At 57.7% G+C, this 26977-nt stretch carries 29 protein-coding genes and 1 pseudogene; 13 read left to right on the top strand and 17 right to left on the bottom strand.

Annotated features, from left to right (window positions below):
• The 5 genes and pseudogenes from AACS24_RS02325 to cmk all read right to left on the bottom strand — a co-directional run.
• Window positions 1-125, bottom strand: a pseudogene (locus AACS24_RS02325) (lipopolysaccharide assembly protein LapB); the annotation flags it as partial.
• A 9-nt stretch (window positions 126-134) separates the two neighbouring features.
• Window positions 135-419 (bottom strand): LapA family protein, encoded by a 285-nt coding sequence (locus tag AACS24_RS02320; protein WP_033114557.1) that lies wholly within the window; start codon window positions 417-419, stop codon window positions 135-137.
• Window positions 420-576: 157 nt separating this feature from the next.
• Complete coding sequence (gene ihfB, locus AACS24_RS02315) at window positions 577-861, bottom strand: integration host factor subunit beta (RefSeq protein ID WP_005299934.1); 285 nt, start codon at window positions 859-861, stop codon at window positions 577-579.
• Window positions 862-953: 92 nt separating this feature from the next.
• A complete protein-coding gene (rpsA, locus tag AACS24_RS02310; protein ID WP_005299919.1) occupies window positions 954-2624 on the bottom strand; it encodes a 30S ribosomal protein S1 in 1671 nt (556 codons plus the stop codon).
• Between the two features lie 95 nt (window positions 2625-2719).
• Window positions 2720-3412, bottom strand: coding sequence for a (d)CMP kinase (cmk, locus tag AACS24_RS02305; protein ID WP_033114556.1), 693 nt, complete (start codon window positions 3410-3412; stop codon window positions 2720-2722).
• Window positions 3413-3670: 258 nt separating this feature from the next.
• Here cmk and ribA point away from each other — a divergent pair, with 258 nt between their 5' ends.
• The gene (gene ribA / locus AACS24_RS02300) at window positions 3671-4264 is read left to right on the top strand and encodes a GTP cyclohydrolase II (protein ID WP_033114555.1); all 594 of its coding nucleotides are present in this window, start codon (window positions 3671-3673) and stop codon (window positions 4262-4264) included.
• 79 nt (window positions 4265-4343) lie between these two features.
• Here the strand turns inward: ribA and AACS24_RS02295 are convergent, their stop codons facing one another.
• Both AACS24_RS02295 and AACS24_RS02290 read right to left on the bottom strand, forming a co-directional pair.
• Complete coding sequence (locus AACS24_RS02295; protein WP_108572245.1) at window positions 4344-5288, bottom strand: LysR substrate-binding domain-containing protein; 945 nt, start codon at window positions 5286-5288, stop codon at window positions 4344-4346.
• Between the two features lie 76 nt (window positions 5289-5364).
• Window positions 5365-6240 (bottom strand): LysR family transcriptional regulator, encoded by an 876-nt coding sequence (locus AACS24_RS02290; RefSeq protein WP_108572244.1) that lies wholly within the window; start codon window positions 6238-6240, stop codon window positions 5365-5367.
• Between the two features lie 95 nt (window positions 6241-6335).
• Between AACS24_RS02290 and AACS24_RS02285 the strand changes: the two genes are divergently transcribed.
• On the top strand, window positions 6336-7550 hold the full coding sequence (locus tag AACS24_RS02285) for an MFS transporter (protein WP_108572243.1): 1215 nt from the start codon (window positions 6336-6338) through the stop codon (window positions 7548-7550).
• A 64-nt stretch (window positions 7551-7614) separates the two neighbouring features.
• On the opposite strand, the gene AACS24_RS02280 is transcribed toward AACS24_RS02285, so the two are convergent.
• From AACS24_RS02280 to AACS24_RS02260, 5 genes are all read right to left on the bottom strand, one after another.
• Window positions 7615-8169 carry a VOC family protein gene (locus AACS24_RS02280; RefSeq protein ID WP_181364284.1) on the bottom strand — a complete coding sequence of 185 codons (555 nt, stop codon included), beginning with the start codon at window positions 8167-8169 and terminating at the stop codon, window positions 7615-7617.
• Window positions 8163-8927, bottom strand: coding sequence for a hypothetical protein (locus tag AACS24_RS02275; RefSeq protein WP_033114550.1), 765 nt, complete (start codon window positions 8925-8927; stop codon window positions 8163-8165). Before AACS24_RS02275 ends, AACS24_RS02280 begins: the two co-directional genes overlap by 7 nt.
• Before the next feature lie 189 nt (window positions 8928-9116).
• Entirely contained in the window at window positions 9117-9842 is a 726-nt protein-coding gene (nfsA, locus tag AACS24_RS02270; protein WP_108572241.1) for an oxygen-insensitive NADPH nitroreductase, read from the bottom strand.
• A 71-nt stretch (window positions 9843-9913) separates the two neighbouring features.
• Window positions 9914-11479 carry an AbgT family transporter gene (locus AACS24_RS02265; protein ID WP_033114548.1) on the bottom strand — a complete coding sequence of 522 codons (1566 nt, stop codon included), beginning with the start codon at window positions 11477-11479 and terminating at the stop codon, window positions 9914-9916.
• 153 nt (window positions 11480-11632) lie between these two features.
• On the bottom strand, window positions 11633-13573 hold the full coding sequence (locus tag AACS24_RS02260) for a putative bifunctional diguanylate cyclase/phosphodiesterase (protein ID WP_033114547.1): 1941 nt from the start codon (window positions 13571-13573) through the stop codon (window positions 11633-11635).
• Window positions 13574-14429: 856 nt separating this feature from the next.
• Here AACS24_RS02260 and AACS24_RS02255 point away from each other — a divergent pair.
• Genes AACS24_RS02255 through AACS24_RS02245 form a run of 3 tightly spaced genes read left to right on the top strand, consistent with a single transcriptional unit; the run spans window position 14430 to window position 16886 of the window.
• On the top strand, window positions 14430-15368 hold the full coding sequence (locus AACS24_RS02255; RefSeq protein ID WP_033114545.1) for a LysR family transcriptional regulator: 939 nt from the start codon (window positions 14430-14432) through the stop codon (window positions 15366-15368).
• Window positions 15369-15423: 55 nt separating this feature from the next.
• On the top strand, window positions 15424-16446 hold the full coding sequence (locus AACS24_RS02250) for a response regulator (protein WP_043851470.1): 1023 nt from the start codon (window positions 15424-15426) through the stop codon (window positions 16444-16446).
• Between the two features lie 8 nt (window positions 16447-16454).
• The gene (locus tag AACS24_RS02245) at window positions 16455-16886 is read left to right on the top strand and encodes a PAS domain-containing protein (protein WP_033114543.1); all 432 of its coding nucleotides are present in this window, start codon (window positions 16455-16457) and stop codon (window positions 16884-16886) included.
• Window positions 16887-16981: 95 nt separating this feature from the next.
• On the opposite strand, the gene ltaE is transcribed toward AACS24_RS02245, so the two are convergent.
• The 3 genes from ltaE to AACS24_RS02230 all read right to left on the bottom strand — a co-directional run bounded on the left by ltaE (window position 16982) and on the right by AACS24_RS02230 (window position 19309).
• The gene (gene ltaE, locus AACS24_RS02240; RefSeq protein ID WP_108572239.1) at window positions 16982-18001 is read right to left on the bottom strand and encodes a low-specificity L-threonine aldolase; all 1020 of its coding nucleotides are present in this window, start codon (window positions 17999-18001) and stop codon (window positions 16982-16984) included.
• Between the two features lie 112 nt (window positions 18002-18113).
• Complete coding sequence (locus AACS24_RS02235) at window positions 18114-18815, bottom strand: SDR family oxidoreductase (RefSeq protein ID WP_108572255.1); 702 nt, start codon at window positions 18813-18815, stop codon at window positions 18114-18116.
• Window positions 18816-18901: 86 nt separating this feature from the next.
• Window positions 18902-19309, bottom strand: coding sequence for a transcriptional regulator (locus AACS24_RS02230; protein WP_108572238.1), 408 nt, complete (start codon window positions 19307-19309; stop codon window positions 18902-18904).
• Window positions 19310-19433: 124 nt separating this feature from the next.
• On the opposite strand from AACS24_RS02230, the gene AACS24_RS02225 reads away from it, so the two are divergent.
• A complete protein-coding gene (locus tag AACS24_RS02225) occupies window positions 19434-20333 on the top strand; it encodes an aldo/keto reductase (RefSeq protein WP_108572237.1) in 900 nt (299 codons plus the stop codon).
• Between the two features lie 71 nt (window positions 20334-20404).
• Here the strand turns inward: AACS24_RS02225 and AACS24_RS02220 are convergent, their stop codons facing one another.
• Both AACS24_RS02220 and AACS24_RS02215 read right to left on the bottom strand, forming a co-directional pair.
• Window positions 20405-20686, bottom strand: a complete 282-nt coding sequence (locus AACS24_RS02220; RefSeq protein WP_071910610.1) for an RNA recognition motif domain-containing protein — start codon at window positions 20684-20686, stop codon at window positions 20405-20407.
• A 216-nt stretch (window positions 20687-20902) separates the two neighbouring features.
• On the bottom strand, window positions 20903-21445 hold the full coding sequence (locus AACS24_RS02215; RefSeq protein ID WP_108572235.1) for a hypothetical protein: 543 nt from the start codon (window positions 21443-21445) through the stop codon (window positions 20903-20905).
• Between the two features lie 106 nt (window positions 21446-21551).
• On the opposite strand from AACS24_RS02215, the gene AACS24_RS02210 reads away from it, so the two are divergent.
• From AACS24_RS02210 to AACS24_RS02180, 7 genes are read left to right on the top strand one after another with little or no spacing between them, the layout of a single operon-like run.
• Entirely contained in the window at window positions 21552-22322 is a 771-nt protein-coding gene (locus tag AACS24_RS02210) for an amino acid ABC transporter ATP-binding protein (protein ID WP_108572234.1), read from the top strand.
• On the top strand, window positions 22315-23118 hold the full coding sequence (locus AACS24_RS02205; RefSeq protein ID WP_108572233.1) for an amino acid ABC transporter permease: 804 nt from the start codon (window positions 22315-22317) through the stop codon (window positions 23116-23118). Before AACS24_RS02210 ends, AACS24_RS02205 begins: the two co-directional genes overlap by 8 nt.
• On the top strand, window positions 23115-23936 hold the full coding sequence (locus AACS24_RS02200; RefSeq protein WP_108572232.1) for a transporter substrate-binding domain-containing protein: 822 nt from the start codon (window positions 23115-23117) through the stop codon (window positions 23934-23936). Before AACS24_RS02205 ends, AACS24_RS02200 begins: the two co-directional genes overlap by 4 nt.
• Complete coding sequence (locus tag AACS24_RS02195) at window positions 23936-24817, top strand: amino acid ABC transporter permease (protein WP_258223057.1); 882 nt, start codon at window positions 23936-23938, stop codon at window positions 24815-24817. The genes AACS24_RS02200 and AACS24_RS02195 overlap by 1 nt, the downstream gene beginning before the upstream one ends.
• Window positions 24811-25548 (top strand): penicillin-insensitive murein endopeptidase, encoded by a 738-nt coding sequence (gene mepA / locus AACS24_RS02190; protein ID WP_033114533.1) that lies wholly within the window; start codon window positions 24811-24813, stop codon window positions 25546-25548. The genes AACS24_RS02195 and mepA overlap by 7 nt, the downstream gene beginning before the upstream one ends.
• A gap of 44 nt (window positions 25549-25592) precedes the next feature.
• A complete protein-coding gene (locus tag AACS24_RS02185) occupies window positions 25593-26198 on the top strand; it encodes a LemA family protein (RefSeq protein ID WP_033114570.1) in 606 nt (201 codons plus the stop codon).
• Entirely contained in the window at window positions 26195-26920 is a 726-nt protein-coding gene (locus AACS24_RS02180; protein ID WP_033114532.1) for a TPM domain-containing protein, read from the top strand. The genes AACS24_RS02185 and AACS24_RS02180 overlap by 4 nt, the downstream gene beginning before the upstream one ends.
• Window positions 26921-26977: the final 57 nt, after the last annotated feature.

Below are 26977 nucleotides of genomic sequence, written 5' to 3'. Positions count from 1 at the left end.
CCCGCCACATATTGGCGGGAAAACTGGTTACTCTGTTTCTGGGTGTCCTGGCGAACACTCCTGCGCCCCATGTACCAACCATAACCGGCGGCAATGGGCAGCAGCAGGAAAAGCAGTTCAAGCATTGAGGAACATTATTCCTTACCCGCTGAACGGGCCAGCTCCAACTCGCGGGTTTGACGACGCATGGTGCGGTTGAGGGTGCGGTTTTGCAGCTTCAAGCGCAGGAAAAGCAGGCCGAATACCAGCCAGCCCAGCATGAAACCACCGGCAAAAAAGAATCCCAGCAACATGGCGAGGGAGAATTCGCCCTGAGCAATCAGGTAATTGAACTGAACCAGTTGGCCATTTTGTGAGCCTAACGCCAGGGTGAGGACAAACACCAGCACCAGCGGAATGAGGGCCAAAACACGCTTCATAAGAGCTCCCTGTCAGTATCTAATGAGAGGCTGATTATCCTTAAAATCGCAGGCAGACTCTAGAGTGAATGGGAAAAGAGTTTGATAAACAAGATGGTTGGCACGATTTGTGTGCCAAAAACAAAAAAGGCATACCCGAGGTATGCCCATTTTCGCATTATTCGATGATGTTGACGCGCTCGCGCAACTCTTTGCCAGGCTTGAAGTGCGGGACATATTTCCCGGTCAGTTCAACCTTGTCCCCGGTTTTGGGGTTACGGCCCACACGAGGGGCACGATAGTGCAGTGAAAAACTGCCGAATCCACGGATTTCAATCCGGTCGCCGTTTTGCAAGGTCGACGCCATCTGCTCAAGGATCTCCTTGATGGCGGCTTCGACATCCTTGGCCGGCATATGCATGCGGCTGGCTGCCAGTTGTTCGATGAGATCTGATTTGGTCATAACGTTAAATCTCCTTCCCCGATCACATGCAATAATCATTTTGCCAGGATAAAAAAGGGCGGCGCAATGCCGCCCTTTTCTTGCATCAAGGATTACTCACCCTTGGCGGCTTTGAACGCTTCAGCCATAGCATTGCTGAACACAACTTCTTCTTGCTGGTTCAGGTTATCGATAGCAACGCGCTCGTCAGCTTCGTCCTTAGCACGGACAGACAGGCTTACGGTGCGGTTCTTACGATCAACGCCCATGAATTTAGCTTCAACTTCGTCACCAACAGACAGCACCAGAGTGGCGTCTTCTACGCGGTCACGGGCAGCGTCGGAGGCACGCAGGTAGCCTTCTACGCCGTCAGCCAGTTCGATAACGGCACCTTTGGCATCAACCTCGGTAACCTTACCCTTCACAATAGCACCTTTCTTGTTGTCAGACAGGTACTTATTGAACGGGTCTTCTTCGATCTGCTTGACGCCCAGGGAGATGCGCTCACGCTCCGGGTCAACTTGCAGAACAACAGCTTCGATTTCGTCGCCTTTCTTGAATTCACGAACTGCTTCTTCACCCTGGTTGTTCCAGGAGATGTCAGACAGGTGAACCAGACCGTCGATGCCGCCGTCCAGACCGATGAAGATACCGAAGTCAGTGATGGACTTGATCTTGCCGGAAACACGGTCGCCTTTGGCGTGAGTTTCGGCAAACAGCTGCCACGGGTTGGATTTGCACTGCTTCAGACCCAGGGAGATACGACGACGCTCTTCGTCGATGTCCAGAACCATCACGTCAACCACGTCGCCAACGTTAACAACTTTGGACGGGTGGATGTTCTTGTTGGTCCAATCCATCTCGGATACGTGTACCAGGCCTTCAACGCCTTCTTCGATTTCAACGAAGCAGCCGTAGTCGGTCAGGTTGGTCACGCGGCCAGACAGACGGGTGGTCTCCGGGTAACGCTTGGCGATAGCAACCCACGGATCTTCGCCCAGTTGCTTCAGACCCAGAGATACACGGGTACGCTCGCGGTCGAACTTCAGAACCTTGACAGCGATCTCATCGCCAACGTTGACGATTTCGGAAGGATGCTTAACGCGCTTCCACGCCATGTCGGTGATGTGCAGCAGGCCGTCAACACCGCCCAGATCTACGAATGCACCGTAGTCGGTCAGGTTCTTGACGATACCCTTAACTTCTTGACCTTCTTGCAGGTTAGCCAGCAGGCTTTCACGCTCGGAGGTGTTCTCGGTTTCGATCACTGCGCGACGGGAAACAACAACGTTGTTGCGCTTCTGGTCCAGCTTGATGACTTTGAACTCGAGTTCTTTGTTTTCCAGGTGAGCGGTGTCACGGATCGGACGCACGTCAACCAGAGAACCCGGCAGGAAGGCACGGATGCCATTCAGCTCAACGGTGAAACCACCCTTGACCTTGCCGTTGATGATACCGATAACGGTAGCTTGCTCTTCGTAAGCTTTTTCAAGCTGCAGCCAGGCTTCGTGGCGCTTGGCTTTTTCGCGGGACAGCTTGGTTTCGCCGAAACCATCTTCGATAGAGTCCAGAGCCACGTCAACGGAGTCACCTACGTTGATTTCCAGCTCGCCCATGGCGTTCTTGAATTCTTCAGCCGGGATAGCGGACTCGGATTTCAGACCGGCGTCAACCAGTACGAAACCGTTCTCGATAGCAACGACAGTACCCTTGACGATGGAACCTTGACGGGTTTCAACGGCGTTCAGGGACTCTTCAAAGAGTTGAGCAAAAGATTCGATCATTAGTTTATGTCACAAATGAAACATCCACTTGTCATCCAGCACAAGCGGGGTTGTTTTTAATAATCTGCGCCATCCATGGTGCAGACGACCGGATGTCAGCTTGCGCTGGCATCTCCGAGTTGTTGCTCTGCATAGGCGAGCACTGTTGCCAGTACCTCTTCTATGGTCATGGCAGTTGAATCCACCACGAGAGCATCTTCTGCCGGTTTCAGGGGGGCAACGGCGCGATTTCTATCGCGATCGTCACGCTCACGGATCTCGGTTAAAAGACACTCAAAGTTAACATCAAAGCCCTTATCTTGCAACTGCTTATAGCGGCGCTGGGCCCGTTCCTCAGCACTTGCGTCGAGGAAAATCTTCACTTCAGCTTCAGGAAAAACCACTGTGCCCATATCGCGACCATCGGCAATCAAGCCAGGCGCCTGACGAAATGCCCGCTGACGGCGCAGCAGCGCTTCACGCACGCGCGGGAATGCCGCTATTTTACTGGCGGCGTTCCCGACCTGTTCGGTCCGGATGGTACGGGAGACATCCTCCCCCTCCAGGATCACCTTGACCAGATCACCTTCCACCTGAAACTGCACATCCAGATTGGCGGCCAGCGGCACCAGCGCGGCTTCGGAATCGAGCTCGACATCATGGTGCAGGGCAGCCAGTGACAACACCCGATAGATGGCGCCGGAGTCGAGCAGGTGCCAACCCAGCTTTTCTGCCAGCAACTGGCACAAGGTGCCCTTGCCCGCACCACTTGGGCCATCAATTGTCATTACGGGGGCCATCTGAGGCATAACTTCTCTCCTGCACAATGTTGCTCCCGCTCCTTGGAGCGAGTTAATGGGCGCCGATTATACCCGAATGTGCCGGCGCTGGCAGTTATCTGTCACCAGATTTGCGCAAAAGGGGAAAATAGGGATACCAACGACGCCATCTGTTGATTTGCTTCACTATTTCATTAATCACTGCAGGGGCTTGTTCTTATGGTCGTCATCCAGAAGGCGCGCTAAACTGGGCCCCTTTTTCTGAGCAGTTGTAGTAAGGAGCAACCTATGAGCAGCGTTACCCTAGTGGCCAAATCCAAGTTGCCAACCCCTTGGGGCACTTTCACGCTGGTAGGTTTTCAGGAAACCGGCACAGGCAAGGATCACGCAGCCCTGGTGATGGGCGATATCACTGGAGCCGAACCCGTTCTCGGGCGTATTCACTCCGAATGTCTGACCGGTGACGCCCTGTTCAGCTTGCGCTGTGATTGCGGTTTCCAGCTGCAGGCCGCATTGGAGAACATCGCCAAGGCGGGCCGTGGCGTGCTGTTGTATGTCCGTCAGGAGGGTCGCGGTATCGGTCTTTTGAACAAGATCCGCGCCTATCACCTGCAAGATCAGGGTGCCGATACCGTTGAGGCCAACGTAGCGCTCGGCTTTGCCGCCGACATGCGCGACTACACCATCTGTGCCGACATGCTCAAACAGCTGGAGGTGCAATCCCTCAAGCTGATGACCAACAACCCGCGCAAGATGAAGGCGATGGAATCCTTTGGCATTCCGGTGGCCGAGCGAGTGCCCCTGCAGGAGGGGCGCAATCCCCACAACGAATTCTACCTCTCGACCAAGGCCAGCAAACTGGATCACATGTTGAAAAAGTGATGTTGGCTGACAGTGATGCTGGCTGGCAATGAAAAACGCCTCCCTGCGGAGGCGTTTTTTTATTTGGACTACAGGCTTCTCAGCGCTCGGGCAAGGTGGCCAGCAGCGCCTGCCACTCCCGCTGATTAGGTGCGGCAAGATACTCATCAAGCCGCTCATGGCTGAGCGTCGGTACAAGCCGCGCAATGAAATCATAAAGATAGGCTGGCACGAATGCCCCTCTGCGCAGGCCAATAGCCGCCATACCGGCCGGCAGATCGGGCAGCGCCTTCATCACCAGATCATCGTCGCGACCCGTTTCTCTAGCCAACATCGCCATGATGCCAAACCCCATCCCCTGCCTGACATAGGTTTTGAGCACGTCGCTGTCACTGGCCAGACAGACAATGCGATGCTCCTCATGGGCTGACGTTGGTGCCAATGATCGTCCGTCGCTGATCAGCGCCACATTGCCCAAGTCAGCCAGTGAACTCGGCGAGCGAGCCGCCACAGGATGGCCCGCCGGCACCACCAGACCCCGCAGCCAGCGAAAGCTCGGCAGGATCAGCAACCCCTCGTCGTGATGATCTTCGATATCATCAAGCAACATCAGGTGAGCGCTACCGCTTTGCAGGGCACAGCAACATGTTGCTGCATCTCCCTGCATCAGGGTGAGCGTCACCTTGGGAAAACGGGCGACAAATCCCTTGATTAGGTCGGGCAGTATATAGCGGGCTTGCAGATGGGTCGTGGCGACGGTGAGCTGTCCCTGTTCCGGGTGGATATGAGCCCTCGCCATCGTCTTGATAGTTGCCGCCTTCTCCAACACATCGGTCGCGACCTTGATCACCTCCTGACCGATCGGGGTGATCCGGGTCAGATGCTTGCCGCTTCGCTCGAAGATCTGGATGCCAAGCTCATCTTCCAGCATCCGTAACTGCTTGCTGATCCCGGGCTGGGAGGTGTAGAGGCTCTCGGCCGTCGCCGACAAATTAAGGCCGTGATTCGCCACTTCGACGATATAACGCAGTTGCTGCAGCTTCATGGCGCAATCCTCTGGCGGAGACACCACTAATAGTAATCAACTTTGGCCAGCCCACTGTCGACACAGCCCGGCCCCATCAGGCTGGGCGATCTTTGAGCAAGAAATCGCGCAGGGCGCGGTTGGCCATGGAGAGAGGATCACCCCGCCGCCACGCTACGCAGAGATCGAGGAAAATCGGAGGTTCGAAAGGCACGCCGCACAAGTCCGGCTCCTCCTCGAGCACCATCCGTAAAAAGGTGGTCACAGCAAAACCCTGACGCACTACCGCCTTGAGCAGGGGGATAAGGTTGCTCTCGAAGGCGATGTCAGGCTCGACCCCGAGCTTCTGTGCCAACGCCTCCATGTGTTCCCGGTGGTAAAAGCCACGCCGGAACAGTGCCAGCTCCTGAGTAAAGAACTGGGTGAGTGTGACGGATGCTGCGCCGCGCAACGGATGCTCCTCCCCCACCACCATCAGCATCTCTTCGCTCAGCAGATGGGCCCCTTCAATGGCCGGGGGCAGATCACTGGTGATCAGAATCGCCAGATCCAGAGTGCCATCGACCATCCGGCTCAGCAGCTCCCGGGTGCCCGCCTCCTCCACCCGGATCTTGAGTCCGGGATAGCGGTGTTTGAAAGCCATCAGGCGCGAAGGAAAGTAGTAAGAGCCCATCATGTAGGGGATCCCGATACGCACCTCCCCCCGCTCCAGACCCTTGAGCTCAGCCATCTCGGCCTCAGCCTGGTGCATCTGCAACAACAGACGCTCGGCGTGGCGACAGAGCACCTCCCCCTCCGGCGTCAGCCGTACCGCCCTGTCCTGACGGTCGAACAGGCGCAGCTCGAGCTGCTGCTCCAGCTTGGCAATGGCCATGCTGATGGCGGGCTGGGCCACATGCAGGCTGTGGGCCGCCCGGGTAAAAGAGCCGGCATCCCTGACCGCCAGCAGATAGGTGAGTTGTTTCAGATCCATGTATCAATTCATCTTATGAGATGGATAACTTAAATATATTATATTTATATGAGTGCGTGCCTTACCCTGATGAAAAATGGTCAGGACGATATGCAATGATCGAAGCCGGTAGTCGTGAATGGATACGCGCCACCCTGGCGCTCAGCCTGGGATCCTTTCTGGTCTTTCTCAATCTCTATCAAACCCATCCCCTGCTCCCGCTGCTGGCTCAGGTCTTCTCGGTCAACTCGCTCGCCGCCAGCTGGACGCTGGCGGGCTGTACCGCCGGGCTGGCAGCTTCCCTGCTGCTCTGTGCCCGACTGGCGGATCGCCACGGCCGTCGCCAGATCATGCTGGGAACCCTCACCCTGGCCATCCTGCTCTCCCTGCTGATCCCTCTCGTCGAGCAGTTTCGCACCCTGCTCATACTGCGCGTGCTGCAAGGCGCACTGCTGGCGGGCCTACCGGCAACAGCTATCGCCTATATGGGTGAGGAGTTCAGCAAACGGGCACTGCTCTCGGCGGTCGGGGTCTATATCGCCGCCAACTCCCTTGGCGGGATCGCAGGACGCGTGGTGGGGGGGCTGCTGGCCGGCTGGTTTGGCGACTGGCAGCACACCTTCCTCGGGGTCGGTGTGATCAGCCTGTCGCTCTTGCCGCTGGTCTTCTGGCTACTGCCAAAACAGGCTCGTTTTGTTCCCGTCAATCCGGCCCCAGGCCAGTTTGCCCGCGCCCTGCGTGGTCATCTGACCAATCCGCTGCTGGTGGGTGCCTATCTGATTGGCGGGCTCAACTTCATGGTCTTTTTGAACCAGTTCAGTTATCTCACCTTTTTGCTGGCCAAGCCCCCCTTCTCCCTGCCGACCCAGTGGCTCGGCATGCTCTTTCTCACCTATCTCTCGGGCACTGTCGCCTCTTCTCTCAGCGGCCGCTGCGCCAATCGCTGGGGAGCACTGCGCATGTTGCTTGGCGGCATTACCCTCATGGCGCTCGGTAGCCTCTGCTTGCTGCAGGGAGACCTACCCGCCATTTTGAGCGGCCTGCTCATCTCGAGCTTCGGCTTTTTCATGGCGCACGCCTGCGCCAGCGCCTGGGTCGGCCACCATGTCGAGCACAACCGGGCACTCGCCTCCTCCCTCTATCTGGTGGCCTACTATCTGGGCGCCAGTCTGGGCGGGCTCTACCTCCACCCCTTCTGGGAAAAGGGAGGGCTGGGCGGACTGGTGCTGGGGATCGAGCTGGTGCTGCTCCTGACCGCAGGCCTTGGGATCTGGCTCGGCCGCCTGAAACAACGCAGCGAGCATGGGCTGACGCCTCACCACTTTGCGTAAACAAAGAAAAAGAGAGGGACACCCGGGTGCCCCTCTCTTCTAGCGATATCAATCTGCCAAGCGCTTAGTGCGTCTCGAAATAGTCGTCAGGCACCGCCACCACGGCGCCAGTGGCCACCTCTTCGGCGATCACCTCCGCCAGCGGGCGCAGGTGAAACTTGATCTGTCCGGAAGGCAGCATCAAAGCCACATCAGGATTGCGACTATCCAGCAGATTTCCGGTTTTGAAGGGAAGCTCGGGATGGCGTTCCACCAGTGCCTGAAGAGAAGGCACCACCAGCTCGATATGCTCAAGCCCGGCCTGATGAGTGCGGCCCGGTTTGGGCGCGGCCAGCTCGATACAGGGAACTCGTACCGCTCCGACCTGTACTGGCTGATGCAGCTGATAAGTAGCGATGGGACGACCGCCGATCATCCCCTCCACCAGCAACTCTCCCGCCCCTGCCAGCAGCTCGTCTAGGTGCTGATATTCGGGCAAGGTGGCGGCACGATAGCAGAGGTGGTCGATGTGAGGTTCAGCGAAAGAGAGGCCACATTCGGCCAATTCAGCCAGCAACCGGGCAACAAAAGGGGCCATCGGCCCCAGAGTAGAATCGAGTGGGTGAGACATGCTTACCATTTCTTCTTGGGTTGAAACAGGACATCAAGCTCGTCGGCTTCCTTGTCCTTGATGTTTTGCAGATCCTGCGCGCTGTTTTGCTGCTGCAGCTCTTCGAGCTCCTTGAGCCCCTGCCGCATATCCTCTTCACGAGCCAGCAGATAGGGATCCTTGTCCACTACGCTGGCCATGGCGGAGAGCCCTTTGGTGTAGAGCTGGCGGCAAGTACCGTATTGGCCCTGAATGCGGGCATCCATCGCCCGCTTGACCAGATTCGAGATGTTGATCTTGAGCTGCATCAGCTCGAGGCGGCGATCTTCCTGGGCAAACCCTTGCGGATCAATCTTGCCCTTGTTGTGCTCGACCCGCAGCACGGCCCGCATCTTCTTGACCAGCTGCAGCATCTGGATGGCCTGGCGATCGGACTCGGGCGTCTTGAAGTGCCCCTCATCCTGCGCGCTGTAGTTCTCCTGCACATTCTTTATCTGGGTCTGGACATCGATGATGCGCTGCTTGATCTGGCTGTTTGGCATCACCTGGGCAATGGCGCGATAGGCATCCAGAATGCGGTGTTGCATCAGCAGCACCATGTTTTTGGAAAAGGGCACCAGATTGACGTTCAGCAGCACCTCTTCGGTCTCGTCAGCCACCGTTTTGTGTCTGGCAACCGCGTGGCGCTTGTCCGACTCAGCTTTCTGCTTATATTGCTGCACCACGTTATAGGCGATAACCAAAAACAGGAGTGCGCCAATAGACAGCAATACCAAAGTTAAAATCATAGGATGTTCAAACCCCTGTCCCAATCCAATTGCGTGATCCTACAACAGCTTACCCACTTAAGGTAGCCTGCAGATCCCCCCTTGCCCACGATTTGTCACCAAGCTGGGCGGCGGCTCCCGGGGAGATGGCAGGATCAAGAGGGAGCGCACAAGATGTACGCTCCCTTTTAGTATCGCCCATCAGGCTCATTACTTGAGGTTAAAGCCTCGGGATTGCAGGAAGCCCAGCATAAAAGGACGGGACTCCTTGGTCAGAATGGCGCGGATCTGGCCGCTCCAGGTCTGCTGCTTGTTGTTGCTGCTGCGAGCCTGATAATAGGCCTCGATCTGCTGGTCGTACCGAGCCAGCAGGTCGCGATCCAGCTCGCGCTGATAGCGCTCCTGATGTACAACCAATGCCCGTGGCAACCGGGGTTTCTGCTCAGGCTGCTGGGCAGGATGACCGAGGCAGAGACCAAAGAGCGGGATCACCCGGTCAGGCAAACCCAGCAGCTCGCTCACCTCGGCCGGATGGTTGCGCAGACCACCGATATAAACCCCTCCCAGCCCCAGCGACTGCGCCGCCAGCAGGGCATTTTGCCCCATGATGGCACCGTCGATGGCACCGATCAGCAGCTGCTCCGCATAGCCGGTCTGGGCATCTGGCACTATCTGGCTGTGGCGGTGGTAGTCGGCGCAAAACACCAGAAACTCCGCCGCCTGTTCAACATAGGACTGATTGCCCGCCAGCTGTGCCAGCTGCTTGCGCGCTTCAGGCTCGGTCACCCGAATGATGCTGGTCACCTGCAGAAAACTTGAGGTCGATGCCGACTGGGCGGCGGCCAGAATGGCATCCAGCTGCTGCGAGCTGATGGGCTCGGCAGTGAACTGACGAATGGAACGATGGGAAAGGATAAGATCGATGGTCTGATTCATGGCACCTCCAGAGTGAGGTAACACCATAGCGAAAAAAACGAGGGAGCCCAAGGCTCCCTCGCATACCCCGTTCAGGGGGCCGGATAGACATACGGTGCTTGCAACCCGAGCGGGAAGCCAAGCGCCCAGTAGAGCAGCAGGAAGATGGTCCAGCTCACCAGGAAGGCCAGCGAGTAAGGCAGCATCATGGAGACCAGAGTACCTATCCCGGTACTCTTCACATACTGCTGGCAATAGACCACCACCAGCGGGAAGAAGACCATCAACGGGGTGATGATGTTGGAGGCGGAATCACCGACACGGTATGCCGCCTGGGTCAGCTCGGGGGAGATCCCGACAGCCATCAGCATCGGCACCAGAATGGGGCTGATCAGCGCCCACTTGGCGGATGCCGACCCCACCACCAGATTGACGGTCGCGGTCAGCAGGATCATCCCGACAATAGTGATTTCACCGGGCAGCGCCAGTGCATGCAGCACCTCGGCACCGGAAAGGGCCAGCAGGGTGCCCAGATTGGAATCGCCAAACGCCTTGATGAAGAGCGCGCAGAAGAAAGCCATCACCATGTAGGAGCCCATCTTGTTCATGGTGGCCGACATGGCGTCGATCACATCCTTGCCACTCTTGAAGTTGCCCGCCACGAAGCCGTAGACAATCCCCGGCAGGATAAAGAGCAGGAAGATGAGCGGCACGATGGATTTCATCACGGGGGCGGCAAAAGTGGTCAGCGAACCATCGGCAGCACGCAGCGGTGAATCGCTCGGTGAGAGCGCCAGCGCCAATAGCACGATGGCAGCCAGCATGGCAAACCCGGCCCAGTTGAAAGCACGGCTCTCCTGAGCTGTATAGCGGCCCATTTCGTCGGCACTCTCCAGATCGTCATTGAGCTCGACATGCTTGAGGCGGGGCTCCACCACCTTCTCGGTGACAAACCAGCCGACGCAGATGATCAGCAGGGAGGATGCACCGGTAAAGATGATGTTGCACAGGGTATTGACCATGTACTCCGGGTCAAGGATCTGGGCAGCAGACTGGGTAAAGCCCTGCAGCAATGCATCGCCACCGGATGGCAGGAAGTTGGCGGCAAAACCGCCTGAAACACCGGCAAACGCGGCAGCGATACCCGCCAGCGGATGACGACCCGCGGCGTGGAAGATGATGCCACCGATGGGGATCACCAGCACATAACCCGCATCCGCTGCGGTATGACTGACGATGGCCACCAGGATCAACATGGGGGTGAGGAAACGGGCCGGGGTCACTTTCAGCAGCTTTTTCAGACCGGTATTGATGAAACCGGACTGCTCTGCCACCCCTACCCCCAGCATGGCCACCAGCACGATGCCTAACGGGGCAAAGCCGGTAAAGGTCGTGACCATGGTGGAGAGAAACTCGGCCAGACCGGCGCCAGTCAGCAGGTTGTTGACCACTACCGCTTCGCCAGTACGGGGATTGACCAGATCAAACTGGAATTGGGACAACACCCAGGAGCCGACCCAAACGATCAGCAAGGCGTAGAGAAACAGCATGGCGGGGTCGGGTAACTTGTTCCCGGCTTTCTCGACGCCATTGAGGAAACGATTCAGCCAGCCACTGGGCGGGCTGGCCGGATGGGCCTTGGTTGCAGCATGACTCATTATTGCGGTACTCCTTCCCTAAAAAGAGGCCGCATGCTAGCAATCCTTACCGTTAACACCTATGACGCACTACAAAGAATTGATTAATTTCGATTAATTAAATCAATATAAAATGCCAAATTGTGGCCTGACGCACATTCGCTATCCTGCCATTCAAATGCTGACCAGTGGATAACGCCCTACCGGACATTCGACCACAAAGCCGCTCTCCTCGACTTGCGCCACCGTCAGCGGCTTGCTGAAGAGATAGCCCTGGAACACATGGCACCCCTGAGTCTGCAGCGCATCAAGCTCGTGTGGCTCCTCTACCCCTTCGGCCATGATACCGAGACCAAGACTGGTAGCCATAGCGGCCGTCGCCCGGATCACCGGCAGATTGAGCCCGACCACAAAGGAGCGATCCAGCTTGATGGTGTCGATAGGTAGCCGATTAAGGTAGGCCAGTGACGAGTAGCCGGTGCCGAAGTCATCGATGGCGATATTGATCCCCTGATCGCTCAAGGCATCCAGAATACCGAGACACCCCTTCATATCGAGCATCAATACGGTTTCGGTCAGCTCCAGAGTCAGGAGTGATGCCTCAACGCCATACAGCTCAAGCTGCTGACGCACCTGCACCGGCAACGAGGAAGATAGCTGGAAACCGGAAAGGTTTACCGAAACGGGCACTCGCTTGCCAAACTGCTTTTCCCATTGCGCCACCTGGGCCAGCGCGGTGCCAAGCACCCAGCTGCCGATCTCGCGGATCAGCCCCATCTCCTCGGCCAGCGGAATAAACTCCACAGGCGAGACATGACCCAGTATCGGGTTGTACCAGCGCAGCAGCGCTTCGTAGCCAATCAGCGCGCCTTTTGCTGTATCCACCTGCGGCTGGTAACAGAGGCTCAGCTCCTGTCGGCCAATTGCCTTGGCCAGGAACTGCTTGAGGTTCAACTTGCGCTGCAGGGTCTGCTGCATGCTGGGAGTAAAACGCTGCCAGCGCAGCCGCCCCATCTGCTTGGCCTGATACATGGCCATATCGGCTCGGGTGATCAGATTGTCACCGTCATCCGCGTCATCGGGATAGATGGCAATACCGATACTGCCGCCAATGGTCACTTCCGGCAGGCCGCTCAGTTGCAGCGGGCGAGTCATCTGGGAGAGCATCTGATCGGCGATTTCCTGAGCCCGTTCGCCGTTGCTGCCAAGCGGTACCAGCGCAGTAAACTCGTCTCCACCAAGGCGCGCCAGCTCCACGTCTCGCGGGCAAATCTGCTTGAGGCGACCTGCGACCCGCTCCAGCAGGCGATCGCCAGCCTTGTGACCGTAGTTGTCGTTGACCAGCTTGAAGTTATCCAGATCCATGAAGACCAGCGCAAAACGCTCGCCCAGGCCGCAATAGGCTTCGAGGGATTTCATCAAGCCATAACGGTTGAGCAATCCGGTCAGGGAGTCGTGCCAGGCAAGGTGGCGATGCTCCAGCTCTTCGAGCTTGCGATCGGTGATATCCCGCATGGTGAGCAGGATCCGCGCCCCTTGCTGGATATAACGGAACTGATACTGGAACCAGCGCATCCCCTTGAGGGTACGACACTCCCCCTCGGTCACCACCTCATCAAGACGGGACAGCTTCTGGTAAAAGCCGCCATCCTTGTTGGCAAAAATCTGGGAGAGCTGGGTGATCCGGTGGCCAAAGCACATCTCGAAGTGGTAATTGCCGCTCTCGAACGCCCCTTTGCTGTCAAACAGACAGGCCAGGGTATCGCCAGTCGCCAGAGAAGATTCCTGATAGAGGGTATCCGAGTCGAGCACCGCCTCGGTCATCATCATCAAACGCCCCGCGATCTGCACCCCGGAAAGACGCAGGTAGATCTGCTTTTTGATCCCCTTTGGAGAGAGGGTCCACCACTCGTTGTAGCTGCGCCCCAGCTGAAAATCACCGAGATAGCGCTGCAACAGCAGATCGATGGCGGTTGCCATATCGGCAGAGAAATCCCGCGCGCACAACTCGTCAAGGGAGGCCGCCTCCCACACCAAGAGTGCGGCACGGTTTGCCCAGAAAATATGGTGATGCTCGATGTCATACACCCAGATCGGTGTATGCAGCACGTCCATGGTTTTCAGTAACCGTTCATCAAGCGTATTCATCTGGTTAATGTCATTCATGCGGGAGGGTCACTGGCCACCGGAAAACGGATCACGCAAGCTGCCACTGGCAGAATGCAAGATGCAAATATCTCTCGACTCGTATCTCACTAACATGGTCAAGAGCAGGAAAACCATTTCATATATCGACGACAGCTCAGCATATCTTGAATTATCGGCAATGACTTAATCCGAAGCTCAGTCTGTCAAAAAACATTGCTTGTTCAATTTTTATCTTTTTTTCTCAGATAAAACAAGCACTAAGAGTTGCTCACTCGAGACCATACATGTCAATTTTTCAATTCAATACAATATGTTTACTATCAATAAACTAATCAAAAACAATAACTATCTCTCTACTCTGCGATAAAACTTTCATTAATTAACCAAGCGGATGGTTAAACAGACAAAAAGACGCCGGCATGTTCAAAAATGAAGCAATAACGGCAAAATGTCGGTTCATAAATTCAAGTTATGTTTGAAAAGAGACAAAACTGCGAATATATGATCTGGCTCACATTTTCTTGCGACGGAAAATAGACGGCTAGAGGGAGCCATCATCCCCTCTGTCACCCACCGGTTGCAGTTTCTGGCAAGAGATAACGGCTATTTTGCAGATCAGCACATCCTTTATCGCCAATCAGCACCCTGCGAACCGAACCTCTCCAGCTCGGACCAACAGCTAGCCTTCACACTACCTATAAAAGTGAGTAACAAAATAGTATCAATAGAAATCGAACCCAGATCAATTAAACGCTGAATTACGCTTGCCAACCCTGAATGCTCTTTTTAAGGTGGCCCCCTTGTTACACCAAGAACAGCGTTTATGAAGCACATCGAAGAGTTCTACCTGTTCGTCAAGGTGGTGCAAGAGGGAGGTTTCTCCCACGCCGCAGCCGCACTGGGCATGCCAACAGGCACCATCAGTCGACGCATATCCCAGCTTGAAGAGCACCTGGGATGTTCCCTGCTACACCGCTCGACCCGCAAACTTCGGATGACCGACGAGGGGCTGCGCTACTATGAACGCCTCTGCACCCCGCTTGGCGAAATCGAACAGGCCACCGGCGAGATCCAGGGCAAAGAGGCCGACATCTCCGGCATAATCCGGATTGCGGCGCCCATCGCCCTCTCCAATACCATCCTGATCGATATGCTGGCCGAGTTCGGGTTGCACTATCCCGCGGTGCAATTCGAGATCTCCCAGACCAACGATCACCAGCACCTGTTCGATAACGACCGGGATCTGGTTTTCTTCAACGGTGAGCTGCCCCAATCCCTGCCCAATGCGCGCTGTCTTGGCCACATCGAGTACGGGCTCTTTGCCTCACCGCTCTATCTGGCCAAAAAAGGGACTCCAGCCCACCCCAATCAGCTGGAAGAGCACGATCTCATCTACTGCTGGCCTCACCAGCACTGGCAGCTGACCGACAAGGAGGGGCAGCTTGTCTGCATCAAACGGGGCGCCAAGCTGGCGGTTAACCAGACCCAGGCGGCCGTGCGTGCCGCCAGACGCCATCTGGGGATCGTCAACGCTCCGCTCCACTACGTGCATAGCTTCTTGCAGGATGAGCAGTTGCGCCCCGTGCTGCCAGACTGGCAAACCGGCAATCGCCCCTTCTACATGCTCTGCTGCCAGCACCAGTTCGCCCCGTTGCGTGTTAAGATGTTTGCTGAATTTGTTGAAAAATATTCCGCGCGCTATCGCAACAGACAGTGGGACAATCAATTTTCACAAGGTGATACCCTCACCCATTGCATCTGACCGTTAGCGGGCCACACTTAATAGCATTCCTTGCCAACAGAGCCTGCCTAACACCATGAATGTATTGATCTGTGATGACTCCGGGTTCGCCCGCAAACAGTTGGCGCGGGCCCTCCCCGCCGACTGGAAAGTCGACTTGCACTATGCAGCCAATGGTCTTGAAGGGATCGAGCAGGTGCTGATGGGCCATGGTGACCTCATCTTTCTCGACCTCACCATGCCGGAAATGGATGGTTATGGCGTGCTGGAGACCCTCCAGCGGGAGGGGCTGCGCAACAAGGTCATCGTGGTCTCCGGGGATATCCAGCCAGAAGCCTACCAACGGGTGATGGGACTGGGTGCGCTCGATTTCATCAAGAAACCCGCGGCCCCCGAAACCCTGCTTGCCCTGCTCAAACAGCACGGTTTCTGGAGTGCAGAGCCAGGCAACACAGCCGCAACGGCTGCGGCGCCAACCGGTGGCGTCGTCGCCGATGCAGGCGTCAAGATCACTCCGGAGATCCGCGACGTCTATCAGGAGCTGGCCAACGTCTCCATGGGCCAGGCCGCCGACTTGCTGGCCCGGCTGCTCAACGCCTTCGTGGTATTGCCGATCCCGAACGTCAACGTGCTGGAAGTATCAGAGTTGCATATGGCCCTCTCTGCCGCAGCCGACTCGGATACTCTCTCCGCCGTCTGTCAGGGCTTTATCGGAGCGGGGATCGCCGGCGAAGCGCTGATCCTGTTCCATGACTCCAGCTTCAAAGATTTGGCCAAGCTGATGAACCATCAGGGGACGCTGGATCGCACTGCCGAGCTGGAGCTGCTGATGGATACCGCCAACGTGCTGATCGGCGCCTTCCTGCGCGGCTACGCCAACCAGCTCGACACCCCCTTCAGTCAGGGCCACCCGGTGGTTCTCGGCCAACACAGACCCATCAACGAGCTCATCAACACCAATAAGAGTCGCTGGCGCCGCACCCTAGCCATCGAGATCAACTACCGGATCCAGGATTACGCAGTACAGTGCGATCTGCTGCTGCTGTTTACCGAAGATTCCATCGCCACCATGAACAACAAAATCATGCACATGCTCTAGGAGTGACTATGGAAATCCGCGAATTTCACTGGTTGATGAACATAGTCCAGAACCTGGACGTAGGATTGGTGGTGCTCGACAAGGAGTACAAGGTTCAGGTGTGGAACGGCTTTATGGAGAGCCACAGCGGGCGGCTGGCTGGCGAAGTACGCGATGGCGTATTGTTCGACCTCTTCCCCGATGTGGATCGGGCTTGGTTCGAGCGCAAGGCCAATATGGTGTTCAAGCTGAACAACCGCGCCTTCAGCACCTGGGAACAGAAACCCTATCTGCTGCGCTTCTCCAACTACCGCCCCATCACCGGCTCGGCCCCCCATATGTTCCAGAACCTGACGCTGGTGCCACTCGCCGATTTCGGTGGTCAGGTGACCCACATCGCGGTGATGATCTACGATGCCACCGATGAGGCCATGCTGATGAGCGGCCAGCGGCAGGCTTGAGGTTGTAGCCAATAACACAGGGCGCCGCGGCGCCCTGTGTTATTTCGATATAAACAAGTCTCGCTATAAACGAGAGTCTGTATCACCAAGCGCTATCAACGCCCCCCGAGATACTCGGTAAAGGCATCGATCACCTCTTCGATATCGTCGTCATTGATCTGCAGATGCGTCACCAGCCGCAGCTCGCCATAACCGGAGAAGAGAATGCCCCGCTCCTTCATAAAGGCGAGCAGCTGTGCCGGCTCCCCTTTGGCAAGGCGTAGAAATACCATGTTACTCTGCACCAGCGAGAGATCGAGCTCGATGCCAGGCAGCGCAGCCAAACCTTCGGCCAACCGTTTGGCTCGGCGATGATCATCAGCCAGGCGCGCAACATGTTGCTCGAGGGCAAACAGGCCTGCTTGTGCCAGCATCCCCGCCTGACGCATGCCACCACCTACCATTTTGCGCAGACGACGTGCCCGGGCGATAAAGTCACGATCACCGACCAGCAGAGATCCCACCGGCGCTCCCAGCCCCTTGGAGAGGCAGATGGATATACTGTCAAACGGCGCGGCAATTACCTCCGCCAGGATATCACTGGCAACGGCCGCATTGAACAGCCGGGCCCCATCGAGATGCAGTTTCAGACCATGCTTAGCAACGAAGGCCCCCATCTCTTGCAGGTAGGAGAGTGGCAGCACCTTGCCGTTATGGGTGTTCTCAAGGCAGATAAGGCGAGTCTGAACAAAATGTGCATCGTCTGGCGCCAGAGCGGCCTTGATGTCGTCGAAGGCCAGAGTGCCATCACGCTGCATAGGCAGCGGTTGCAACGCCACAGAGCCGAGCACCGTACTCCCCTGCGCTTCAAACCGGTAGATATGGGCGCCAGCGCCAAGAATAGCGCCTTCACCGCGCTGGCAATGGCTCATGACCGCCAGCAGATTGGACATGGTTCCCGATGGCACAAACAGAGCAGCCTGCTTGCCAAGCAACTTGGCCCCATATGCTTCCAGCGCATTGACGCTCGGATCTTCGCCGTAGACATCGTCACCGACTTCGGCATGGAGCATGGCCTGACGCATGGCATCAGTCGGCTGGGTAACCGTATCACTTCGTAAATCGATATAGCGCATGAGATCCCTCCTGAAACAGGAGAGTGACGTTAGCCATGCCCCCCCTGTTTGGCAAGGGGAGAGGCCGGATTATGTGAGGTAAATGGGGGCACAGATAGCCATGCAACTCCCTTTACCAGAGGAGTTGCTGACCGTTGAGATCCAGTAGCTGACCCGATTGAGACAAAGACAAGCCATCGATCAGGTTGAGCAGCTTGCTCGCCACCTCGGCAGGATCCTGCAGCTGGTCTGCAGGCAGTTCAGCCAGAAAAGGAGCATTCATCGGAGAGTCCATCAAGCCGGGCGCGACCGCAATCACCCCCGCCTGTGCAAAACGTTCCGCCCACTCAAGAGCAAGGGTCTTGACCCCCATATCGAGCGCCGCCTTGCTCATCCGATAGCTGTAGCGGCCCCCCGACACATTGGCACTGATAGAGCCTGCCAGATCCGAGATGGCACAAAGCCAGACCTTGTGATCATCCTTCATCATCCGGCTCAGGCGAGCCGCCAAAGCCAGCGTCGGCCAGGCATTGGCCAGCAGACTGTCACACAACCATTTGGGCACTACCTCCTCCACCCGTCGCTCCGGCATGGAGCGGGCATCATGGAGCAGCCCTATGGTGTTGATGACGACAGAGGGGAGCGGATCCACTTCATAGGTCGTAAACAGCGCATCAAACGAGATGACGTCGACCTCCTGCAGCGGGAAAAAGGATCCGACAGGAAGCCCTTTTGGATAGTCGCGCCCAGCCAGCAGAAAGGTCTCATCCCTTACCATCAGCTCTCTTGCCAGCGCCGAGCCAAGCGCACCGCTTCCGAGGATCAGATAACTCATCGCCATTCCCTGGTTCATGAATTTGTTTAGAGCGTATCAGAATAATCGCGGCCCGTGACCAGGCCTCAACACGCTCGTTAACCCACCTAAGCTTCCCCCATATGCCGGCCAAACTCGCGGGCCAGCGCCAGATCGAGAAAACCATCCCCCTTTTTATGGGTGCGCAAAAACTGGTAGAAGGCGAGCATGGTCACCAGCGCCTCCTCATCCGGCAGCGCGAGCTCGGGTTGCTGCTCCTGGAGCAGTTGCTGCGCCGCCCCGAGCGCCTCTCTATCAACTACCTCAGCCTGTCGATAGAGATAACCGCAGCCGGTTGCCAGCCATTCGAGCGAACAGTTGGCCCCCATCGCAATCTGGTTGGCCCGCGCCAACCCGGGCTCAGCCCCTTTCAGGTATTTGCGGATCAGCGCCTCGCTCAATCCTACCTTGCGAGCAAAAGCGCTGATGCTCCCCTCCCCGATGAGACTCTGCAGCCGCTCGGCAAACCCATCCATCTGTGACTCTCCAATCAGAACTAAAGTACGAACCGTGCCAATCCACATTATTGCTTTGCCAGCAACATGGGGCCAAGATGCCGGCAGCCGCAATTTATCTTTCTGACCTTTCAAGGAGTCAACCATGTCTGTATCCCGCGTCAGCCTGCATCCACAAGGCCCCACCTTCTCCCGTATCATCATGGGGTACTGGCGCCTGATGGAGTGGCATCTCACCCCGGCAGCTCTGCTCGACCTGATGAAATACCATCTGGATCTGGGAGTTACCACAGTCGACCACGCCGACATCTACGGCGGCTACCAGTGCGAGGAGGCCTTTGGCAACGCCCTGCGTCTTGAGCCTTCCCTGCGCGACCGGATGGAGATCGTCACCAAGTGCGGTATCGCCCTCACCGCCAAACCGCAGCACGCTCTCAACCACTACAACACCGGCAAGAGCCATATCATCGCCAGTGCCGAAGCCTCGCTGCACAAGCTCGGCACCGACTATCTGGATCTGCTGCTGATCCACCGTCCGGATCCCCTGATGAACGCCGATGAGGTAGCCGATGCCTTCATCACCCTGAAGCAGGCTGGCAAGATCAAGCATGCCGGTGTCTCGAACTTCACCGCGCGCCAGTTTGAACTGCTGCAATCCCGCCTCTCCTTCCCGCTGGTAACCAACCAGCTGGAGATCTCGCCGCTGCATCAGGAGGGGACGCTCGATGGCACTCTGGACCAATGCCAACAGCTCAATATCAAGCCGATGGCATGGTCATGCCTGGGCGGTGGCCGGCTGTTCAACGATCACGCTTGCGAGCCGCTGCGGGCTGAGCTTGATCGGATCCGCGCTGAAGTGGGAGCCCAGACCATCGAACAGGTAGTCTATGCCTGGGTCATGATGCTGCCAAGCCAGCCGCTGCCGCTGATCGGTTCAGGTAAGCGGGAACGGATTGCTGCCGCCGTTGCATCAGAGTACATCAAACTTGATCGTCAGCAGTGGTTCCGCATTCGCAAGGCTGCGCTCGGTTACGACGTACCCTAATACAAGTGAAAACCGCCAGAAACAAAAACGGCATGGGGATAACCCATGCCGTTTTGCATTACTGAGGCACCTTAGCGATGGCGCTGCTGAGGGCGGCCACGGGGGGCATCTGTCTTCGGTTTGGCCTGGTTGACCGTTACGGTGCGCCCACCAACTTCAGTGCCATGCAGGCCCGCAATCGCCTTTTCGGCGTCAGCGTTGGCCGGCATTTCAATGAAACCAAACCCCTTTGACTGGCCTGTATCGCGGTCGATGATGATATCAACCTTGTCGACCTGTCCAAACTGGCTGAACAGAGTTTTCAGTTCGTCGGCCGTCATGCGGTACGACAGATTACCTACGTAAATCTTCATGCCATCCACTCTCGATTCAAGGTGCCTTCTCTATGCAATCACCAGCATAACGGTAAGGGCACAACCCCTATGCCAGCCCTGCCATGGCTTCATGCCGTGGCTCTCTCCACACTGTTTTCAAGTGATTGATCTCTTGGGTGAACAGTGCAGACAAGATCAATTCGAGTCACTGGCAGTATCCGAGCTTTACCGGGAATTGTCGAGAAAATAGTCTGTTCAGGCTGGCTGTAACGCCGACAGCTGCAGCAGCAGAGCGCGGCGGCCATGCCAGGCCCGTTTAAACCCGAAGCGATAGACAGAGGGGCTGACCAGATGCAGCTCACCCGCCTTGAGATCCAGCAGTGCCATGGCAGCGACAAGCTCAGGCTCGCTCAACTGCAGATCCAGACTGAAATCGAGCCACTGGCCATCATGGCCTACCCGCCGCTCCTGCTCGATGTAAACCAGCTGGCTGCGCGGCACCGCCAACGCCTCGTTCTTGTTGCCATTGAGCAGATAGATGTGAGCTTCATCCCAGCCAAGCTCTGCCAGCCGCCACGGTTGCCAGCTGCGCGGCAGGGCCACCATCAGAGCTATGATGCCGCCAAAGAGGGTACCGACCCAGTTGAGCAGCGCCATCCCCTCCCGACCATGCCACAAGGAAACCGCCACCACGCTCCAGCTCACTAGCAACAGCAGAAAAATGACGCAGTGATAGCGGACTGCCGGCGGCATCAGCAGTTGCACCTGCTTGTTGGCCAGCAAGGATGTAATAGGCATGAAAAGCTCCTGTCATCACGAAATGGCGCCATTGTGAATAGCCATAGCGCGACTGACAAGGGGCTTTTCTTTGTCATCCTCCTATAAAATCAATACCATGGCGTAAATGATTCTCAGTGGAACCTGCTCCTTGCTCAGCTCGCAACCCTGCGTACGCTTTTGTAGCGTCAATAAATTCTACGGCGACTTTCAAGCCCTCAATCAGATTGACCTCACCATAGAGCGGGGAGAAAAGTGGGTGATCTGCGGCCCCTCGGGCTCCGGTAAATCGACCCTGATCCGCACCATCAACGGGCTGGAGGGGATCGATAGCGGCCAGCTATCCCTCTTTGGCGAACCTGTAAGCCCCGCCTATGTGCGCCGCCTCAAGGGGCGGGTCGGCATGGTATTTCAGCAATTCAACCTCTTTCCCCATATGACGGTGCTGGAAAACCTGATGGTGGCGCCGGTGCACACCTTGGGATTGTCGCCACAGGCGGCGCGGGAGCGCGCACTCGGCTTGCTCGAACGGGTACGCATTCAGGCGCAGGCTGATAAATACCCCCACCAGCTCTCCGGCGGTCAGCAGCAACGGGTCGCCATCGCCCGCTCCCTCTGCATGCAACCTGAGTTGATGCTGTTCGACGAGCCCACCTCGGCCCTCGATCCCGAGATGATCCGCGAAGTGCTGGATGTGATCCGCGAGCTGGCAGACGAGGGCATGACCCTGATCTGCGTCACCCACGAGATGGGCTTTGCCCGTCAGGTGGCAGATCGGGTCATCTTTATGGACGAGGGACGGATCATCGAATCGGCACCACCCGCCCAGCTGTTTGGCAACCCGGCCCAACCGCGAACCAGAGCCTTTCTGGAGCAGGTGCTCAGCTACCATGACTAACACAAAACCCGTGCGGCTGCTCGGCTGGCTCTGTGGCACTCTTGTGCTCTCTCTGTTGCTCGGCTGGAGCATATATAGCGGCGCGCAAGCGATGGGATATGAGTGGCAGTGGCCACGCGTGCTGCCTTTTTTAGGCGAGTGGGATGAGGGGACATTTTATGCCGGCCCCCTGCTAAACGGATTGCTGGTGACTTTGCAGGTCGCGCTGCTCAGTTTGCTCGGCACCCTGGCGGTCGGGATCTGCGTGGTGAGTCTGCGTCTGCTCCCCTCCCGCCTCGGGCCACTGCTTGCCATCGCCTATTTGGGCTTGGTGCGAACCACACCACAGCTGGTGCAGCTCTATATTCTCTACTTCCTGCTCGGCCCCATGCTGGGGCTGGCGCCACTGACCTGCGCCGTACTGAGCCTCTCTCTCTATCAGGGCGCCTTCACCGCCGAAGTGCTGCGGGCGGGGATCAAGGCGATTCCCCAAGGCCAGTGGGAGGCGGCGCGTACCCTCGGCCTGTCGCGTGCCATTACCCTGCGCAAGGTGATCCTGCCGCAGCTGGTTCGCATCACGCTGCCACCGCTCACCAACGAGCTGGTATCGCTGATCAAACATTCGGCACTGGTCAGCGTCATAGCCATCTTCGATCTGACCAACGAAGGGCGTACTCTGGTGGCCGATACGTTTCTGACTTTCGAGGTGTGGTTCACCGTGGCCGCCCTCTATTTGCTGTTAACGCTGACCCTCTCCGGCTGTGCCCGGCTGCTCGCCCGGTATCTGGATCCGGAACAACAAGGACGCCAATCATGACAATTTCCATCAAAACCGCGCTATCGGGTGCAGCCCTGCTGTTAGCGACCCTCTTGACACCGGTGCATGCAGACACAGCCCCTTCTGATACCCAGGCCCGGATCGAACAGAGCGGCACCCTGCGGGTCGGCATGTCCACCTTCGCCCCCTGGGCGATGCGGGACAAGCAAGGGGCGCTGATCGGCTTTGAGATCGATGTCGCGCGGCGCCTCGCTACCGATCACGGCTGGCAGGTGGAGTTCGTGCCCACCGCCTGGGATGGCATCATCCCCTCCCTGCTAGCGAAAAAGTATGACGTCATCATCGGGGGCCTCACCATCACCCCGGAGCGGGAGAAGAGCGTGCACTTCACCCACCCCTATTCCCACTCGGGCGTCCAGCTGGCCGCTTCAAGCTCGCTCGCCAAAGAGAAGAAAACCATCGCTGACTTCAACCAGCGCGGGGTGATCTTGGCGGTGCGCCGTGGCGCGTCGCCGGTACAGGTTGCCAAGGCCAACTTCCCCAAGGCAACCCTGCGCCAGTTTGACGATGAATCTCAGGTATTTCAGGAGGTGTTGAACGGTCGCGCCCACGGCGCTCTCTCCTCCTCGCCAAAACCGGAGCAGGAGACGCTGCGCCACCCCGATGCCCTGTTCATGCCGTTTGCCGAGCAGCTGACTCAGGGCGATGAAGGGTTTGCCCTGCGCAAGGGAGATAACACGCTGGCCGAGCAGTTCAACGAGTGGATCGACGCCCGACAGGCCGATGGCTGGCTCAAGGCCCGTCACAACTACTGGTTCAAGTCGCTGGCATGGGAATCACAGGTCGCCAACCCCTGATGCAACGCTTGATAAGCCGCACTCTCAAACGATTCAGCTGGCTGGACGGCGTCATAGTGCTGCTGTTGGCACTGGCGGGACTCTGGCTGGCCAGCCGCATCCACATCGGGGTCGCCTATGAGTGGCACTGGCACGATGCCTTCGCTCTGCTCTTTACTCATGGCCCCCATGGCGAGACGCCCTACTTTTTCAGCGGTCTGCTCACTACCCTGCGTATCGCGCTGCTTGGCATGGTGCTGGCGCTGCTGCTCGGCACTGCGCTGGGCGTGGCTGCGTTTAGTCGTCGCCCGTTTCTGGTTCTGCCAGCCACCCTCTTTATCCAGCTCATCCGCAATCTGCCGCCACTGGTCTTTATCTTCATCTTCTACTTCTTTATCGCCAACCAACTGTTGCCTGCGAGCGGTCTCTCAAGCTGGTTCGGCAACATCTCTATTGCCCCCTGGCTGGAAGCGCTGTTTGGCCCGCCGGCTCGCTGGGAGAATCTTATCTCCGGCACCCTCTGCGTCGGCATGATCAGCGCCGCCTTCGTCGCCGAGATCGTCCGTGCCGGCCTTGCCGCCATCCCCAAAGGACAGTGGGAAGCGGCCCACAGCCTCGGGTTATCCCCCTGGATGCGCCTGCGCCATGTGATCCTGCCGCAGGCGATGCTGTTGATGTTGCCTCCCCTCACCGGCCAGCTCATCGCACTGGTGAAGGATACGGCCATCGTTTCGCTTATCTCGGTGCAGGAGCTCACCTTCGTCGGCACCGAGATGGCCAACTCGAGCGGGCTAGTTTACGAGATCTGGCTGCTGGTGGCGGCCGCCTATTTATTGATATGTTTGAGTCTGTTTATTCTGCTCAGCCGACTCGAAGCGAAACAAGGAGCACGCAAATGCTGACGTCCCTGTTACTGGCGACTGTGTTGCAAGCCGAAGCAATCGGCGGATACACCGCCGGCTGTCTCAAAAACGGAATGGCGCTGCCGCTGGAGGGCCCTGGCTATCAGGTGATCCGCACCAAGCGCTTGCGCTACTACGGCCATCCCGACCTCATCCACTATCTGCAGACACTGGCCAACCAGACCCGGATGGCCGGATTGCCGGATCTCTATATCGCCGATCTGGCAATGCCCCATGGAGGCCCCTTTACCACCGGCCATCGCAGCCACCAGACCGGCCTTGATGCCGACATCTGGTTTCGCATGGCCAACCGCCCCATCAGCAAATGGGAGCAGGATGCCCCCAAGGAGTGGGCGCTCATCGACGAGCCCAGCTATAAGATGCTGCCGGGCCGCTTCGGGCCGCAGCAGCTCACCCTGTTGCGACTGGCGACCAGCAAACCCGAGGTGGCCCGCATCTTTGTCAATCCGGTAATCAAGTCGGCGGTCTGCCAGCAGGCTGGTGATGAACCCTGGGTTGCCAAGCTTCGCCCCTGGGTTGGCCACTTCAGCCATTTTCACGTGCGGCTGCGCTGCCCGACGGGCAGTCCTGATTGCGAGCAGCAAGCGCCTATTCCCCCCGGCAACGGCTGCGGTGCCGAGCTGGCCTCCTGGCTGAAAGACAAACCGCAGCTGCCCAAGGTGTCCAGCATCAACAAGATGCCTGTGCTGCCCGCGCGTTGTCGCAACTGACCCCAAGCTGTTATGGTGGTTCCCTGTTTCGCAAGCCATTAATGATGGAGAACAACAAGATGGCCATATCAATCTGGCGCAAAACCACGCAGAGCCTGCTGACCCTGACCCTGCTGCTGGGCCTGACCGGCTGCGGCATGAACAACATCCCGACACTGGATGAGCAGGTCAAAGCCACGTGGGGACAGGTTGAAAACCAGTACCAGCGCCGGGCAGATCTCATCCCGAATCTGGTAGCAACCGTGAAAGGCTATGCCAGCCATGAGCAGGAGACCCTCAAGGCGGTCACCGATGCCCGATCCCGGGTTGGCAGCCTGCAGGTGAGCGACCCGGCCCAGCTCAAGGAGTTTGAAGCGGCGCAGAATCAGCTCACCAGCGCCCTCTCCCGCCTGATGGTGGTTGTGGAACGTTATCCGGAGCTCAAGGCGGATCAACAGTTCCTCACCCTGCAGGCCCAGCTGGAAGGGACGGAGAACCGTATCGCCGTAGCCCGCCGCGACTACATCGAGGCGGTGCGCCAGTTCAACACCGAGATCCGCACCTTCCCCGGGGTTATCTGGCACAAGATGCTCTACTCCGATCTGGAGGCCAAACCCAGCTTCAGTGCCAAACCCGGTGCTGACGAAGCGCCCAAGGTGAGCTTCCAATGAAAATGATGCTGCGCTGGTTTCTTCCCTGTCTGCTGCTCTGGGCCAGTGCCCTGCAAGCGGCACCGGACTTCCCGACGCTGAGCGGACGGGTCGTGGATGAAGCCAGTCTGATGTCCCGCAAACAGGCCCACCAGCTAACCCAGCAGCTGGCCGCCTTTGAAAAACGCAGCGGCATCCAGCTGGTCGTGGTCTCCGTCGACAGCTTGCAGGGCGAGACCATCGAAGAGTATGGCTATCAGCTGGGCCGGCACTGGGGGATCGGACAGAAGGGCAAGGATAACGGCGTCCTGCTGCTGATCGCTCAGGACGAGCGCAAGGTTCGCATCGAAGTGGGCTATGGGCTGGAAGGTGATCTGCCCGATGCCATTGCCGCCAACATTATTCAAACCCGGATCCTGCCTGCATTCAAACGGGGTGACATGGTGGCCGGGGTCGTTGCCGGCAGTCAGGCGATCATGCAGGCGCTGGGCGGCCAGTATCAGCCGACCGACAACGCCAGCAAGGAGGACAAACTCGGCGGCCCCTGGTTATTCATCCTGATGGTGATTGCGATGATCGTGCTCCATAACCTGCGAGGAGGCGGTGGTGGCCCGGGCGGGCGACGTCGTTCGGCCTACATGGCAGGGGGATTTGGAGCTGGCTCCTTTGGCAACCGCTCTGGCGGTGGCTTCAGCGGGGGTGGCGGCAGTTTTGGGGGCGGTGGTGCCTCTGGTGGTTGGTAACAGGGATTAAGAGACGACAACATGATTTCCAAACAGTTTTATCACACGCTTCAGGCC

The sequence above is a fragment of the Aeromonas sp. HMWF016 genome, from assembly GCF_963878195.1.
Lineage (GTDB): Bacteria > Pseudomonadota > Gammaproteobacteria > Enterobacterales > Aeromonadaceae > Aeromonas > Aeromonas lacus.
This window is presented reverse-complemented; position numbering and strand designations above follow the sequence as displayed.

What these genes read in the sequence shown, in the direction of transcription:
- AACS24_RS02235 (WP_108572255.1), bottom strand. Translation starts at nt 18,815, where the DNA reads ATGAGTTATCTGATCCTCGGAAGCGGTGCGCTTGGCTCGGCGCTGGCA.
- AACS24_RS02195 (WP_258223057.1), top strand. Translation starts at nt 23,936, where the DNA reads ATGCAACGCTTGATAAGCCGCACTCTCAAACGATTCAGCTGGCTGGAC.
- AACS24_RS02260 (WP_033114547.1), bottom strand. Translation starts at nt 13,573, where the DNA reads ATGGACGTGCTGCATACACCGATCTGGGTGTATGACATCGAGCATCAC.
- AACS24_RS02225 (WP_108572237.1), top strand. Translation starts at nt 19,434, where the DNA reads ATGTCTGTATCCCGCGTCAGCCTGCATCCACAAGGCCCCACCTTCTCC.
- AACS24_RS02245 (WP_033114543.1), top strand. Translation starts at nt 16,455, where the DNA reads ATGGAAATCCGCGAATTTCACTGGTTGATGAACATAGTCCAGAACCTG.
- rpsA (WP_005299919.1), bottom strand. Translation starts at nt 2,624, where the DNA reads ATGATCGAATCTTTTGCTCAACTCTTTGAAGAGTCCCTGAACGCCGTT.
- ltaE (WP_108572239.1), bottom strand. Translation starts at nt 18,001, where the DNA reads ATGCGCTATATCGATTTACGAAGTGATACGGTTACCCAGCCGACTGAT.
- AACS24_RS02320 (WP_033114557.1), bottom strand. Translation starts at nt 419, where the DNA reads ATGAAGCGTGTTTTGGCCCTCATTCCGCTGGTGCTGGTGTTTGTCCTC.
- AACS24_RS02180 (WP_033114532.1), top strand. Translation starts at nt 26,195, where the DNA reads ATGAAAATGATGCTGCGCTGGTTTCTTCCCTGTCTGCTGCTCTGGGCC.
- AACS24_RS02255 (WP_033114545.1), top strand. Translation starts at nt 14,430, where the DNA reads ATGAAGCACATCGAAGAGTTCTACCTGTTCGTCAAGGTGGTGCAAGAG.
- AACS24_RS02185 (WP_033114570.1), top strand. Translation starts at nt 25,593, where the DNA reads ATGGAGAACAACAAGATGGCCATATCAATCTGGCGCAAAACCACGCAG.
- cmk (WP_033114556.1), bottom strand. Translation starts at nt 3,412, where the DNA reads ATGCCTCAGATGGCCCCCGTAATGACAATTGATGGCCCAAGTGGTGCG.
- AACS24_RS02280 (WP_181364284.1), bottom strand. Translation starts at nt 8,169, where the DNA reads ATGGTAAGCATGTCTCACCCACTCGATTCTACTCTGGGGCCGATGGCC.
- nfsA (WP_108572241.1), bottom strand. Translation starts at nt 9,842, where the DNA reads ATGAATCAGACCATCGATCTTATCCTTTCCCATCGTTCCATTCGTCAG.
- AACS24_RS02200 (WP_108572232.1), top strand. Translation starts at nt 23,115, where the DNA reads ATGACAATTTCCATCAAAACCGCGCTATCGGGTGCAGCCCTGCTGTTA.
- AACS24_RS02220 (WP_071910610.1), bottom strand. Translation starts at nt 20,686, where the DNA reads ATGAAGATTTACGTAGGTAATCTGTCGTACCGCATGACGGCCGACGAA.
- AACS24_RS02205 (WP_108572233.1), top strand. Translation starts at nt 22,315, where the DNA reads ATGACTAACACAAAACCCGTGCGGCTGCTCGGCTGGCTCTGTGGCACT.
- ribA (WP_033114555.1), top strand. Translation starts at nt 3,671, where the DNA reads ATGAGCAGCGTTACCCTAGTGGCCAAATCCAAGTTGCCAACCCCTTGG.
- AACS24_RS02210 (WP_108572234.1), top strand. Translation starts at nt 21,552, where the DNA reads ATGATTCTCAGTGGAACCTGCTCCTTGCTCAGCTCGCAACCCTGCGTA.
- ihfB (WP_005299934.1), bottom strand. Translation starts at nt 861, where the DNA reads ATGACCAAATCAGATCTCATCGAACAACTGGCAGCCAGCCGCATGCAT.
- AACS24_RS02215 (WP_108572235.1), bottom strand. Translation starts at nt 21,445, where the DNA reads ATGCCTATTACATCCTTGCTGGCCAACAAGCAGGTGCAACTGCTGATG.
- AACS24_RS02295 (WP_108572245.1), bottom strand. Translation starts at nt 5,288, where the DNA reads ATGAAGCTGCAGCAACTGCGTTATATCGTCGAAGTGGCGAATCACGGC.
- AACS24_RS02230 (WP_108572238.1), bottom strand. Translation starts at nt 19,309, where the DNA reads ATGGATGGGTTTGCCGAGCGGCTGCAGAGTCTCATCGGGGAGGGGAGC.
- mepA (WP_033114533.1), top strand. Translation starts at nt 24,811, where the DNA reads ATGCTGACGTCCCTGTTACTGGCGACTGTGTTGCAAGCCGAAGCAATC.
- AACS24_RS02250 (WP_043851470.1), top strand. Translation starts at nt 15,424, where the DNA reads ATGAATGTATTGATCTGTGATGACTCCGGGTTCGCCCGCAAACAGTTG.
- AACS24_RS02285 (WP_108572243.1), top strand. Translation starts at nt 6,336, where the DNA reads ATGATCGAAGCCGGTAGTCGTGAATGGATACGCGCCACCCTGGCGCTC.
- AACS24_RS02265 (WP_033114548.1), bottom strand. Translation starts at nt 11,479, where the DNA reads ATGAGTCATGCTGCAACCAAGGCCCATCCGGCCAGCCCGCCCAGTGGC.
- AACS24_RS02290 (WP_108572244.1), bottom strand. Translation starts at nt 6,240, where the DNA reads ATGGATCTGAAACAACTCACCTATCTGCTGGCGGTCAGGGATGCCGGC.
- AACS24_RS02275 (WP_033114550.1), bottom strand. Translation starts at nt 8,927, where the DNA reads ATGATTTTAACTTTGGTATTGCTGTCTATTGGCGCACTCCTGTTTTTG.